This is a genomic window from Candidatus Kryptonium thompsonii (assembly GCF_001535985.1).
Taxonomy (GTDB): domain Bacteria; phylum Bacteroidota; class Ignavibacteria; order Kryptoniales; family Kryptoniaceae; genus Kryptonium; species Kryptonium thompsonii.
This window is the reverse complement of sequence record NZ_CZVS01000077.1, coordinates 1-14015: the sequence shown is the minus strand read 5'-3', so window position 1 is coordinate 14015 and position 14015 is coordinate 1. Positions and strand designations below refer to the sequence as shown.

10 protein-coding genes, 1 tRNA gene and 1 riboswitch are annotated in these 14015 nt (G+C 36.4%); of the genes, 10 read left to right on the top strand and 1 reads right to left on the bottom strand.

The features are described from left to right. The first annotated feature begins 111 nt into the window (after positions 1-111). The 10 genes from AWW78_RS09360 (at position 112) to AWW78_RS09315 (ending at position 12205) form a co-directional block, all read left to right on the top strand. Entirely contained in the window at positions 112-1833 is a 1722-nt protein-coding gene (locus AWW78_RS09360; protein WP_047133518.1) for a Rossmann-fold NAD(P)-binding domain-containing protein, read from the top strand. A gap of 72 nt (positions 1834-1905) precedes the next feature. Then, positions 1906-2571: a cysteine hydrolase family protein gene (locus AWW78_RS09355; RefSeq protein ID WP_047133517.1), complete on the top strand. Its 666-nt coding sequence runs from the start codon at positions 1906-1908 to the stop codon at positions 2569-2571. A gap of 128 nt (positions 2572-2699) precedes the next feature. Continuing rightward, the gene (locus AWW78_RS09350; RefSeq protein WP_047133516.1) at positions 2700-3758 is read left to right on the top strand and encodes a PHP domain-containing protein; all 1059 of its coding nucleotides are present in this window, start codon (positions 2700-2702) and stop codon (positions 3756-3758) included. A 1-nt stretch (position 3759) separates the two neighbouring features. Continuing rightward, complete coding sequence (purF, locus tag AWW78_RS09345; protein ID WP_047133515.1) at positions 3760-5241, top strand: amidophosphoribosyltransferase; 1482 nt, start codon at positions 3760-3762, stop codon at positions 5239-5241. Position 5242: 1 nt separating this feature from the next. Then, positions 5243-5830: a CDP-alcohol phosphatidyltransferase family protein gene (locus tag AWW78_RS09340; protein WP_075427281.1), complete on the top strand. Its 588-nt coding sequence runs from the start codon at positions 5243-5245 to the stop codon at positions 5828-5830. Between the two features lie 25 nt (positions 5831-5855). Next, complete coding sequence (gene ftsY / locus AWW78_RS09335; RefSeq protein WP_047133514.1) at positions 5856-6803, top strand: signal recognition particle-docking protein FtsY; 948 nt, start codon at positions 5856-5858, stop codon at positions 6801-6803. A gap of 20 nt (positions 6804-6823) precedes the next feature. Further along, positions 6824-8503 (top strand): ArnT family glycosyltransferase, encoded by a 1680-nt coding sequence (locus tag AWW78_RS09330; protein ID WP_047133513.1) that lies wholly within the window; start codon positions 6824-6826, stop codon positions 8501-8503. Positions 8504-8564: 61 nt separating this feature from the next. Next, a tRNA-Arg gene (locus AWW78_RS09325) sits at positions 8565-8637 on the top strand. A 6-nt stretch (positions 8638-8643) separates the two neighbouring features. After that, positions 8644-8851: riboswitch (cobalamin riboswitch) on the top strand. A 127-nt stretch (positions 8852-8978) separates the two neighbouring features. After that, complete coding sequence (locus tag AWW78_RS09320) at positions 8979-11162, top strand: TonB-dependent receptor plug domain-containing protein (protein ID WP_047133512.1); 2184 nt, start codon at positions 8979-8981, stop codon at positions 11160-11162. Next, the gene (locus tag AWW78_RS09315) at positions 11159-12205 is read left to right on the top strand and encodes a YncE family protein (RefSeq protein WP_047133511.1); all 1047 of its coding nucleotides are present in this window, start codon (positions 11159-11161) and stop codon (positions 12203-12205) included. The genes AWW78_RS09320 and AWW78_RS09315 overlap by 4 nt, the downstream gene beginning before the upstream one ends. A gap of 32 nt (positions 12206-12237) precedes the next feature. Here the strand turns inward: AWW78_RS09315 and AWW78_RS09310 are convergent. After that, a partial coding sequence (locus AWW78_RS09310; protein ID WP_047133510.1) for a beta-mannosidase occupies positions 12238-14015 on the bottom strand: 1778 nt, incomplete at its 5' end.

The window sequence follows — 14015 nt, the reverse complement described above, 5'->3', positions numbered from 1 at the left end:
ATTTACAAAATTCATCATTCATTTCAAATGTGCCAAGTTCACGAAACTTTGGAAATTTTATCTTGGCTAACTAAATTAATATGCAACAAAAACTAAAAAACATTCCCACCTATGGACATCAAAGGAAAAACAGTCCTTATCCTAGGAGCCTGGGGCCTTGTTGGTTCCGCCATAGCCAGGAGAATAGTTCAAGAAAAACCTAAGAACATAATCATAGCTTCCCTCAAACAGTGGGAAGCTGAAGAAGCAGTTGCAAAGTTAAAAGAAGAATTCCCCGAATTAGGTGATAACTTCTTCATACCATGGTGGGGAAATATTTTTGTAAGGGATGAATTTAAAGATATGAGCAGAGAAGAAATTTTATCAGACCCCGAGCGCAGAAGAATCTTAATTAATGACATAATCGGCGAGCTCACTGATGAAACCTTAAAACACTCAGCACTTTACAAACTGTTAAATCAATTTGCACCTGAAATTGTCATCGATTGTATCAATACCGCCACTGCAATTGCATACCAAAACATCTTCACAATAGCGACCGAAGTTCTAAATTCAATTGACAAATTCAAAAACAGTGATGGAAAGAAGGAAAAAGAAAATCTAATTGAACTAACAGAAAGGTTGCTTGCGACCCTTTACATTCCTCAAATAATAAAGCATGTTCAAATACTTTATCGATCGATGCAGGAGGTTGGAACAAAAATTTATGTCAAAATTGGGACGAGCGGTACAGGTGGAATGGGGCTAAATATCCCATATACACACAGTGAGGAAAGACCCTCGAGGGTTTTGTTAAGTAAATCAGCTGTTGCGGGCGCTCATACACTTTTACTTTTCCTCATGGGGAGAACACCAGATGCACCGATAACAAAAGAAATAAAGCCAACCGCAGCAATTGCGTGGAAAAAAATTGGATTTGGAGAGATAAAATTTCAAGGCAAACCTGTTGAACTTATCGACTGCCCACCCGATAAAGCATTTAAGTTAAAGGGAACGCTTGAATTAAGAATTACTGAGAATAATTTTGAAAAACTTAACGAAACTCTAAAATCTGTTTTCATTGATACTGGGGAAAACGGACTTTTCTCAAGAGCTGAATTTGAAACACTTTCAACACCTGGGCAGATGGAATATGTAACACCTGAAGAGATTGCCGAAACCGTCATCTTTGAAATAAAGGGAGGAAATACAGGGCATGATATCATAAATGCGCTTGATCACGCAACCCTTGAACCAACTTACAGAGCTGGATTTTTGACCGAATTTGCTTTAAAAAAGATGCGAGAACTTGAAAAACAATATAATGTTGAAAGTATAGCTTTTGAATTACTTGGTCCTCCAAGATTATCGAAACTTTTATATGAAGCGCATCTCTTGAAACTTGCCTACGGGAGCATGGAAAATGCTGTTAAACAAGATCCAAAAGATATGAGCCAAAAATGCGCAGAAATTATAAAGTCGAATAAAAAGTTAAGAGCGCAGATCATCTCGATAGGAATTCCAATTTTAATGCCAGATGGTGAGACTCTTATTCGTGGTAATGAAATTAAAATCCCGCCATACCGAGGAGAAAACACAGTTGAAATAACTCCTGAAAAAATCAATCACTGGGCTTACGATGGCTGGGTTGATCTAAGAGTTGAAAATATGGAGGTCTGGAAAAGAAGATTTGAGCAGATAATAAAGGAAACTCAATTAATTCCTCCAGGTGATACAAGTTCAAGAGCTGTTAGAACAAAAGATTATTGGGAAGACTTTAAGACAATCAATGAAGGGAAACTCGCAGGTTGGATACTTGACCGTGAGGAACGTGGAATGAGAATGAAAGCATAAATGAAACGCAAAGAAACTTCATTATGTTTTTAATTTTGAAAGATTTAGCAAAAATAAACACGGAGGTGCGCCATGATTAGAGAGCTCATCTTCTGGGATGTTGATACACAATATGACTTCATGATGAAAGATGGGAAACTTTATGTGCCGAATGCTGAAGAGATAATTCCAAATCTCGAAAAGCTTTACAACTATGCCAGAAAAAATGAAATTCAAATCATGGGTTCGGCTGACTATCATACTCTACAAGATGAGGAAATTTCCGATAATCCTGATTATTTAAATACCTTCCCACCTCATTGTTTGCAGAATACATCAGGCTGGGAAAGAATTGACGCAACGAAACCATTGAACCCGCTGTATATAGATAGTTCTCCCCTTTCAAAAGAAGAACTCGAAAAGATGATACGAGATCATAAGGGCGAAATAATTTTTAGAAAACAGAAATTTGATGTGTTTTCAAATCCAAATGTTGATCCTGTTCTTGAAATTATAAACCCTAAAGAAATTGTCGTCTTCGGTGTGGCACTTGATGTGTGTGATGCTTATGCGATAGAAGGATTTTTGAAGAGAGGAAAATATAAAATTTATCTCGTTGAAGATGCAGCAAAACCAATTTATGAAGATCGAGGGAAGCAACTTATCGAGAAATGGAAAACTGAAGGCGTTGAAATTATAAAAACTGACGATATTGTTGAAAAAAATATCTTAAGCGATAAATTTGCTTTCCAAAAGTAAGAACATCCAAGGAAAATCCTTTTCCTTTTTGTTGTTCAATTTAAAAATCTTATCTTTATCCTGTTCCTCCCCACAGTGGGAGGTTTTTAAATTTGTAAACTTTGTTTACAATAAAATTTCTTAAATAAATGTTTGAATATGTTGGCGTAGTTCATGTTCACTCCATCTATTCAGATGGAACTGGAACAATCCCTGAGATAGCGAAAGCTGCAAGTGAACTTGGACTTGACTTTGTGATGATGACAGATCACAACACTTTAAAACCCAAGCATGATGGCTTTGAAGGGTGGTATAACGATACAATGATTATAATTGGTTATGAACTCAATGATCCAAATGATAAAAATCACTATCTTGTTTTCAGGGTAGATGAGGTTTTCTATCCAAACAGTTCAGCAAAAGAATATGTGCAAAAGGTTAAAGCTCTAAATGGAATTGGGATAATAGCACATCCCGATGAAAGAAGAAACAATTTTGAAGAATATCCCCCATATCCTTGGAAAGAGTGGGATTTGGATGAATTTACAGGGATTGAAATTTGGAACCATATGTCCGAATGGGTTGAGGGATTAACGCAACAAAATAAATTTCAAAGATTTATCCATCCCCTTAAATCCTTGCAAGGTCCTTATCCCGAAACTCTCAAACGTTGGGATGAAATAGCGAGGAGAAAAAGAGTTGTTGGAATTGGAGGCGTTGACGCACACGGGCATAAATATAAAATTTGGCAACTGTTTGAAGTTGAGGTATTTCCATATAAAGTTATGTTCAGAGGGATTAGAACCCATGTTTTACTTGATGAACCCATAGATAAAAGCAAAAAGGAAAATTTTGAACTTTACAAACAAAAAATTTTTTCAGCAATTGAAAACGGGCGATGTTTTGTCGCCTATGCATATTTTGCTGACCCCAAGGGCTTCAGATTTTTCGCTGAGAGAAATGGTGAAATTTTTCAAATGGGAGATTATATTGAAATTGATGATAAACCAATTAAATTAAATGTACTTTTGCCCCGACCAGGAGAAATAATTTTACTAAGAAACGGTGAAGTTATGACTAAAATTTATGGAGACAGGTTAACATATGAAGTCGGAGAGACAGGGGTTTATAGAGTTGAAGCTCGGCATAATGAGAAACCATGGATTTTTTCGAACCATATAAGGATTGGAAATAAAGGAGTGATTTAATGTGTGCGGTATATTTGGAATTTATGGACATCCTCAAGCTGCGTTGATGACCTATTATGGGCTTTATGCGCTTCAGCATAGAGGACAGGAATCAACAGGGATTGTTACATGCGAAAGAGATGAATTAAGTGGAAAAGTTAAATTTAATTTCCACAAGGGCCTTGGACTTGTTGCCGATGTTTTTAAAGACGAAAAAATAATTAACGAATATCTTAGAGGAACATCAGCAATTGGACATAATCGTTATTCAACCACTGGCGCCTCAAACAAAGCAAACATTCAGCCCTTTGTTGTTCATTATAAAGGTGGAAATCTTGCAATTGCACATAATGGGAATTTGACCAACACACGAACTTTGCGAAATAAACTTCAATTGGAGGGAACAATTTTCCAGTCTTCAACTGATACGGAAATTATTTTACACTTAATTGCAAAAAGCCAAAGGGAAGATCAAATTGAGCAGATAAAAGAATCATTAAATCAAATTGAAGGGGCATATTCCCTTGTTATTCTCACAGATGACAAGCTTATAGCGATTCGTGACCCGTATGGATTTAGACCTCTCTCAGTCGGTATTATGCCCGATGGAGCTTATGTCGTTGCATCAGAAACATGTGCTTTTGATCTGATTGAAGCAAAATACGTGCGCGATGTTTTGCCTGGTGAAATGCTTGTCATTGACGATGAAGTGATAAGGACTGGAAATTTGAAATCGTATTGGATAGAGAAGAAAGTTGAAAGACAGGCGTTCTGCATTTTTGAATTTATTTATTTCTCACGACCCGACAGTAAAATTTTTGGTGAAAATGTTGATAAAGTGAGGCGAAAACTTGGAAAATTGCTTGCACATGAACATCCCGCTCCCAAATCAACTGAAGATGACAAGGTAATTGTAATCAATGTGCCCGACTCAAGTAATACAGCGACCCTTGGATTTGTTACTGAAAGCAACAAACTTGGGAACAATGTTAAAATTGAAATTGGCTTGATAAGAAGTCATTATGTTGGCAGAACATTTATTCAACCACAACAGAATATGAGAGAGTTAAATGTAAAGGTAAAGTTTAATACTGTCAAGGGAGTTCTTGAAAACAAGCGTGTTGTAATAGTTGACGACTCAATAGTGCGTGGGACGACATCGAAGGCGCTTGTAAAACTTATCAAAGAAGCTGGGGCAAGAGAAGTTCATTTCAGAGTTGCTTCACCTCCGATCAAATTTCCATGTTACTATGGGATGGATTTCCCAAGCCAAGAAGAATTAATAGCGTCAAGATTAAACGGAGATATTGAAGCGATAAGGAAAGAGCTTGGCGTTGAAACACTTGGATATTTATCTGTTGAAAAACTTTTGGAATCGGCACCGAAACACCTAAGTTTTTGCACAGCCTGCTTCACGGGTAATTATCCAACTTCAACTGAAGAAAAACCCGAAAAATATGAACATGAATTAAACATCAAAGAAGCAACCGAAAGGTTTGATTGAGATGAATAAAAAAATTTTAAACATCTCGAATTTTTTAAGTTTCAGTAGATTTATAATTTTAATCCCAGCGATTTACTTTTTAACTAAGGAATCTGGAATTATTCTTTTTGATGCATACGGCTTACATCTTTCTTTCAATCGTGCAATATCGATGCTTTTTATGTTGATGCTTTATTTGACTGATTTAGCAGATGGATATTTTGCAAGGAAGTATAATCAAATTACGGAGTTTGGAAAGATAATCGATCCACTTGCTGATAAAGTTTGCGTTGGAGCAATTGTTTTAAGTTTGGTGCAACAGGGTGATCTACCAGCATGGTATGTCGGCGTAGTCATCGGGCGTGATTTGTTAATACTATCTGCGGGTGCCTATTTAAGCACACGAATAAAATTTGTTCTGCCATCAAATAAAATTGGTAAATACACCGTAACATCAATTGCAATTGTCATCGCCTTTGCCATGTTCAAGGCAAAGGGTTTTATCATGGACATTTTAATCACGGCAAGTTTGGCAATGATTTTTCTTTCGCTTTATGTTTATGGCAAAAGATTTTTCGAACATTTAAAAAATGTCAATCTAAGAACCTGAAAAATAAACTCGCTCTGTGGGGAATATGGGAATTCTGGACAAACTTAGTTTAAAAAAGATCAAAGATGGTTTAACAAGGACAAGAAATGATCTTCTTGGGAAAATTTTAAATTTATTTGGAACAACGAGAGCAATTGATGCGAACTTTTTCACTAATCTGGAAGAAATTTTAATTTCAGCCGATGTTGGGGTTGATATGACAGATAAAATAATTTCAAACTTAAAAGAAAGGCTAAAAATTGAAAGGATAAACGAGGTAAACGATGTTCTCACAATTTTAAAAGATGAACTTTACAAAATTTTAAAATCCACTTGCGACTCTAAAGATCTCGATCCGTTCTTAATCCCAGAAGGGGTAAAACCATTTGTTATAATGATCGTTGGCGTCAATGGCGTTGGAAAAACGACAACCATCGGCAAGCTCGCTTATAATTATAAATCCCGCGGCAAAAAAGTTTTAATTGGCGCAGCCGATACGTTCAGGGCGGCTGCAAACGAACAACTTGAGATATGGGCAGAAAGAGCTGGGGTTGATATAATCCAACAACAAAAGGGAGCTGATCCAGGGGCTGTCGTATTTGACACCCTTAAATCGGCAGTTGCACGGAATATTGATGTTGTTTTAGTTGATACCGCTGGGCGACTTCATACCAAGACAAATTTAATGGAGGAACTTAAAAAAGTTAAAAAAGTAATGCAGAAGGTAATCCCCGAAGCACCCCATGAAGTATGGCTTGTGCTTGATGCGACCACTGGTCAAAACTCAATTCAACAAGCGAGACAATTTAAACAAGCTGTTGGAGTAACTGGTTTAATCATCACAAAACTTGATGGAACGGCAAAAGGCGGTGTCGTATTTGCAATCGCAAATGAACTGAAAATACCTGTTAAATTTATAGGGGTTGGAGAAGATATCGATGATCTTCAACCGTTTGATCCAGAAGTTTTTGTCGATGCGTTGCTCAAAACATAATTTAAAATCATGAAATAAAATTGGAAGAAACCAGAAAATTTGCAAGACTGTTAATTATTCTCTTACTTCTTTTCTTTTTGCTCCACAGATTTTATAATCTTGGCTTCAAAGAGCTTCAAATGTGGGATGAATCCCTTTACGGGGTTCGTGCGAAAGCCATCTATTACTTCAACGAATGGATTGACCAAACAAATTATGCCGTGGGAGGATTATATTCATCAGCACATCCGCCTTTGTTCATCTGGCTGACCACGATTTTATACAAGATCTTCGGCATCTCAGAATTTACAACGAGATTTTTCTCAGCTTTATTTGGTTCACTAATCGTTCTGCTTACATATTTGATGGCAAGGAAATTTTTCGATCATCAATCAAGCTTTTTAACAATACCTTTTATAGGCTCAATTTATCTGGTTAACTTTTACTCAAGGCAGGCACAGCTTGACATCCCATACATATTTTTTATAACGCTCTCCCTTTACTTTTATCTTGAGTTTTTAAACGGTAAAAAATTTCACCTGTATTTATCTTCTTTTGCTTTGGGGCTTGCCCTGATGACAAAAATAATTGTCGGCTTTTTCGTTCCCATAACACTTGCGTTTTTTCTATTCACAATGTATCTAACCGGCAGGGTCAAATTTAAAGAAGCCTGTCTTCAATTGATCACTTTAACTTCAATAGGGCTTCTTATAGCCTTGCCATGGCATGTTTATATGCTTACAGCCCACGGCGAGGATTTTATAAATACATTCTTTAAATTTCACATAATTGAAAGATTAACTGAAGGCGTTGAGGAGAACATCCCTGAGCTTGGCTACTTTTACATTCTGAATCAGTTAATTGTTCAATTTCCCCCATCGATACTTGTTTTCATCGATTTAATTAAAAATGTCAAACACTTAAAGAAAATTGACAGCCAAAAGATTTTAATTCACTCGTGGTTTTGGAGCGAATTTTTTATCATCTCGCTTTCAAAAACAAAAATACCCAACTATGTTCTTCCACTATTTGTTCCAGCGGTTATAATTTCTGCAAACTATATAAAAGAAGTGATAGATAAAAAAGAAGGGATTTTCCCGCTCTCGCTTTTGTTAATTTCGCTTGTGTGGTCGTCAAGTCAAGAATTAAGAAATGCGGTTAAGGAAGTTTTAAAGCTCAATGCGGATTTAAACTCGCTGATCATCACTGCACTATTTGCTTTATCAATGCCATTTATTTTGTCAGTTGTGAGTTTAGTTTTAAAGAAAATTGAATCGGGTAAAATTGTAAAGTTTGTTTATGTAATGGCTATTGGCGTTGGTTTATTTTCAATTTTAAAGACGGAATTCTTCATAGATTATGAAAGATACAATGATGGCGCTGAAAAGGTTTGCAGTTTTATAGATAGTTCAAAGGTTGACACAGTTCTTTACCTTCACACAAAACACTCGACGGCTGGGATGAACCCCCAATTGACATTTTACTCATACCGCAAGCTTTCGGGCTTAATAAAGTGGATAGAAATTCCAAGGGGCAAGCATCAAATTATAAAAAATTATCTCCACAATTTACGAAATCCGATCGTCATAGTAGAGCGAACAGCCCGAGATTTACAAAATAAACAACATGAATTTGAATCTACGAAACATCTTCTCCTTGAAGCTGGATTTAAAGAGTTGATAAATGTCAGAAGGTATATTCTTTTTAAAAGGGAGCCATGAAATCTTTCAAAAATTTGATTTATTCCATCAAAAATTTTATATTTACACAAAGTTTCACCCCGCGCCCGTAGCTCAACGGATAGAGCAACGGCCTTCTAAGCCGTGGGTTGCAGGTTCGAGTCCTGCCGGGCGCGCTCGTTCTTTAACATTGGGATTCTGGCCCCCTTAAAGGGGTTAAAAGGGAAGTCCGGTGAAAATCCGGCGCTGCCCCGCAACTGTGATCCCGTAAAATAAAACTTCAGCAATGCGCTTAATACAGCGCTAAAGCCACTGTTCCCTAAATGGGAATGGGAAGGCAAGCTGAAGTTTCGGGAAAGCCAGGAGACCTGCCAGAATCCACGGGAATCCAAAACCTCCGAGGGGAGGTTGAGGATTCAAAAAGAAACAAGTTTTGAATTTCTCAACCCAACCTTCTCTCGGGGTTTTTCCTGGGAGTTGGTTGGGTTTTTTATTTTAAACTTAATAAAGCGAACCAATGCTTAGAGCTATTCTGATATTAACGCTGCTTTTTTCAAGAATTTTTGCGCAAGAAATTATCCTAAAAGGCTACATAATCGACGAAGAACATAACCCTGTTAAAAATTCACTCATTGAATTAATCCAAAACAACTCCTTCAAAACAACAATATCTGATTCTCTTGGTTTCTTCAGCTTCAAAATCAATCCTGGGGAAGTTAAAATTATTACGAAACATTTGGGCTATAATCAATTTGAGAAAACATTCAAAATTTTATCAGATACACTGTTATTTATTCAACTTTCGAGTCGCGTAATCAAGTTTAATGAAGTTACAGTCACAGCCACAAGATACCAGGCAAACACAGCAGAAATTTCAAGTTTTGTTGAGATAGTAAACATAGAAACGATTAAGAAAACTTCTTCAATTTCCTTAACCGATATTTTAAAAAACACAACCTCAATATATGTCAGAGACTACGGTGGAACCCCAGCAGTGCTTAAAACCATCTCACTTCGCGGAACCGGGTCTGAGCATACCGTTTTTCTTCTGAACGGAATGCGAATATCAAGTTATCAAAACGGGATCTTTGACCTAAGTTTAATGCCGAGCCATGTGATCGAAAGAATTGAAATCATCCATTCAAATTTATCTTCCCTTTATGGAGCTGATGCGGTTGGCGGGGTTGTTAATATAATTACTCGAAGAGAAAACGAGAACAAAATCGCTGAAATCAATTTTGCTTTTGATTCGTTTGGATTAAAGAAATTGAACACAAATGTCTCTGGAACCCTTAAAACTCTCTCCTACTTTTCTTCCTTTTCAAGAACTTATGGTCCTGGGAGTTTCAAATACAAATATAAACTTGCCGATAAATACCTGATTTTAAAAAGGAAAAATGCTCACTTTAACATTTCTGATTTATATCTCAACATTTCGAACGACAATTTTATGTTTTCAACTTTTTACATCAGGTCAAATCGTGGAATCCCCGCCCAGGTCACAAAGTATGATCCATCGAGTACCGCTACTCAGCTTGATGAAGATTTCAACCTTTTAATATCAACATCCAAAACGCTATCATCTTTTATTTTAAAGGGAACCTTAATGTTTAAAAACTCATATTTGCGTTATATCAATAACGATCTACTTATCGCTGGATCAGGTATTGACAGTTACTCTCATAATTTATTTTACACCGCAAATTTAAATACGATCTTCGCCCCAAATTCAAACCTTATTTTATCTTCTGGGGTTGAAACATCACTCGGAATGGCAGAGGGAAATTCATTCGGAAGGGCAAAAAGATTTAACCTCGCATTCTTTTTGAGCGGTGAGGGGAAAATTAACCCGGGATTCCTCCCCGAGGTAAAAATTTACCCGATGTTAAGAAATGATTATTTTTCTGATTTCGGAAATAAAATTGTTTATAAACTTGGGATCAACTCTCAAATTTTAAAGAAACCATCTTTAAATCTAAAGTTTAGCTACGGCACCGGTTTTAGAGCCCCAACCTTCAATGACCTCTATTGGCCTGGAAGCGGAAATAAAAACCTTAAACCAGAAGAATCAAAAGGGTATGATGCTGGACTTATAATGATTGTAGAGCCAGAGAGAAAAAGTTCATCTGGGTTAAAAATCGAAATTTCATTTTTCAATATCGACATCAAAGATAGAATAGTTTGGCTACCGTCTCAGGAAAACCAAAACATTTGGAAACCGATAAACATAGACCATGTTAATTCAAGTGGCATTGAAGTTTCTGGAGATGTGAATTTATTTAACAAATTAACCATTTCTGGAAATTTTTCAATTGCTAAAAGCATTAGAAAAAATAAAAGAGCCCAAGATGACGCCACTCAAAATAAATATCTAATTTACATACCCAACTCAACAGGCAACATCAGAACCGAACTGTCGCTTGGTAAATTATTCCTTCTTGTTCAAGCAAATTATGTTGGATTAAGATACACAACAGAGACAAATGACAGAGGGCTTCAACCTTATTTCGTCGTTGATCTAACTTGTGGAATAACTTACGGGAATCAATTTTTTGATGGGGGGATAAAATTCAGTGTTAAGAATCTTTTCAACGAAAACTATGAAACGATGGTTGGATATCCGATGCCATTAAGAAGTTTTTTAATTGAGCTTTCCCTTGCCATAAAAAATAAACAAAAACAAAAAGGAGAGATAAAATGAGAAAATTTAAATTTATCTTGGCTCTATTCTTTACAATTTCTCTGTTTCTCGTCGGCTGCAAGAAGAGCGAAACTATCACAGGTGAGATACCAACTCTTAAGGGAGTATATGTCTTAAATGAGGGAAATTTTGGGAGAAACAACTCAACTTTAAGTTACTATATCCCCGATTCAAATCGTGTTTACGAGGATGTATTTTCACAGGTCAACGGGAGAGAACTTGGTGATACGGGAAATGATATAGTGATAAGCAGCGATGGAAGAAAAGTTTATATAGTTGTTAATAACTCTGATAAAATAGAGGTGATAGAGTCAAAAACGCATAGATCACTTGCAACCGTTCTTCTTCCGCAGGCAAGCCCATATAAAATTACATTGCTTGGGAATAAAGGTTATGTGACAAACCTATATAGAAATGCTGTAACGGTGATCGATTTAACAACATACTCAATCCTCGTTGACACGATAAAGGTTGGAAATAACCCAACGGGGATTTACTCAATCAACGGTAAAATTTATGTAGCAAATTCTGGTTTTGGTTATGGTAAAACTGTTTCTATAATTGATCCAGCTACGAATAAGGTCAGGAAAACGATAAATGTCGGGGATGGTCCAGATGCATTTGCGGTTGATCAACTTGGAAGGTTATGGGTTTTGTGCTATGGTTCTTACGGCGACTGGCAGAATCCAAATGATGATACAGATGGAAAGCTATTTGCGATAGATGTTAACTCTGATTCGGTCGTTGATTCAATTTTAATAGGTGGACATCCGTCACGACTTTTAATTGTTGATGATTTTGCTTACACAATTAAAAATGGAAACATTGCAAGGATAAATTTAAAAACGAAAGAAAAAAATGAAAATTTCATTCAGGGGAATTTTTACTCGCTTGGTTTTGATCCCTTGAATAAACTATTATATTGCTCTGATGCAAAAGATTATGTTCAAAAGGGCGAGGTTTATATCTACGATTTAAGTGGGAAATTTATTAAGAAATTTCAGGCTGGCATAATACCAAGTTCATTTGTGTTTGCTTATTAATTTTGAGGGGGACAGGTTTGTCCCCCCAATTTTTATGTTAGCGTTTTTATTTTAATTGAGTTTATAAGCTTGTGTAAAGATTCATTCGAATTTATTTTTATCTCAATTGTACTATCTGGATGAAGGTCAAAGAAGTTATCGCTTAATTTTGCCTCGATCCCTTCGAAATAAATAAAGACAGACTTAAGCAAAATTTTTGATTTCATCCTCAAGATATACTCTGCCTCACCAATCTTTGAAATTTTATATGTAAAGCCCAATCCTTTGAGCTCCAAAAATTTGGGTTCAACTAAGAAAAGCGAATTTTCAGCGATCACTTTGCCATTTGATTCAAGCTTCACATAGATATAATCCGTCCCCAGCTTGGCGATGTTTAAATTTGAAATCTCCTCATCCAATACAATTGCGGTGGAATTTTTCTCAACAATTACAGGAACTTTCCGCTCAAATTTTTTAACTCCATAAGTTGTGAATGTATTTACTATTAAATTTCCTTCAACTGGGGACAAAAGATCGTTCACAACAAAAATTTTTATCTTGTCATCAAATCTTTTAACAACAACGATAACTGGATTAAAAAATTTTCGAGCGTAGTAATACAACGCTTTTGGTTTTTTTCTGTAATCAATCGCTGACCAGCTTATCACATTCCAACAGTCATTCCATTGCCAGAACAAAGCCCCAGCGGTTTTAAATTTTCTGATTCGCCAGTTCTCAACAGCAAACTTAATTGCTTCAGCCTGATTCAATTGCATCCTGTAGATTAAATCTTCAAAATCAGATGTAACCTTGTGATGTGAGGACAAAAATTTGAAAAGTCGAGGTATCCCATCTTCCTGCCTATTATGGTGTTGGATTGACAAGGAGTTAAAATTCCTATTTTCTGGTTTCAAAACTTCCTTAAGCGTTTCCGGGTGCGGTGGGGCTTGAAAACCAAATTCAGTTATAAACCTTGCTTTGACTTTTTCGTAATCTCTATAATCAACCCAATGACTCCACACTTTCCATTGATGATGATTTCCATCCGTTTCAGAATTTGGATAATCCTTACCCCACGGGGAACTTCGCCAATAAGGTCTTGTCCCATCATATTCTTGACAAATTTGCTTTAACACACCGCTAAATATCATTGCCCCGGGCATTTCATCGGGATGCTTTTTAGTTTTGTCCACCCAAATCCACTCATTTTCATTATTCCCACACCAGATAACAATTGAAGGATGATTTCTCAACCTTTTTACAATTTGAATTGCTTCATTTTTAACATTTTGAATAAAGTCATCATGCTCCGGATAACTTGCGCATGCGAACATAAAATCCTGCCAAATCATTATACCAAGCTCATCACATTTATCATAAAAATAATCACTCTCGTAAACTCCCCCACCCCAGACCCTTAACATATTCAAATTAGACTCTTTAGCCATTCCAAGAAGAGCATCGTAATCTTCATTTTTAACTCTCGGCAAAAAACAATCGGCAGGGATCCAATTTGCTCCTTTACAAAAAATTTTTTCGCCGTTTATTTCAAAGATAAAACTTTCACCTTCGTCATCGCTTTCCTGTAGCAACCTAACTGTCCTTATTCCAAATTTTTTTATAACTTCATCAAGGATTACTCCATCTTTTGACAATTTAATCCGGGCTGTGTAAAGTGAGGGTTCACCATAACCATTTGGAAACCACAATTTCGGCGAGATCACCTCAAAGCGATGAACTCTGACCCTGTCTCTTCCCTTTTGAACAAAATCTCGCTCGTAGATTTTTTCGTTCTCAAAAAAGACCTCAATTTGAAGGTCGATATCATCAT